The sequence below is a fragment of the Snodgrassella sp. M0110 genome (genome assembly GCF_016101465.1).
GTDB classification, from domain to species: Bacteria; Pseudomonadota; Gammaproteobacteria; order Burkholderiales; family Neisseriaceae; genus Snodgrassella; species Snodgrassella alvi.
In genome coordinates this window covers 1-264 of record NZ_JACFQM010000045.1, presented here as the reverse complement: position 1 = coordinate 264, position 264 = coordinate 1, and the positions used below count along the sequence as shown (strand labels likewise).

Here is a 264-nt window from a genome sequence, read left to right as displayed (position 1 = left end):
CGGTAAGGCGTCCGTAAGCATCGTAGCTGAAGCCGAGCTGACGGCCGGCAGCATCAATGCGAGTATGCACCAGTCCGCGCTGGTCGCGGCGGTAGCGGGTAGTATGGCCGGCCGGATCGGTATAGCTTTGTAGCTGGCCGGCGGCATTGACGTTGTAGTATTCTTGCCGTCCGTCCGGTAGGGTGGCGCCAATGAGCTGGCCGGCTGCGTTGTACTGGTATTTGCTGCTGTTACCAATGGCATTGGTGATGCTGGTGAGGTTAC

General features: G+C 59.8%; 1 protein-coding gene. It reads right to left on the bottom strand.

The window, feature by feature from the left end; all coding sequences use genetic code 11:
- Positions 1-264: RHS repeat domain-containing protein (locus H3T84_RS12045; RefSeq protein ID WP_198219343.1), on the bottom strand; the 264-nt coding region annotated here is incomplete at both ends.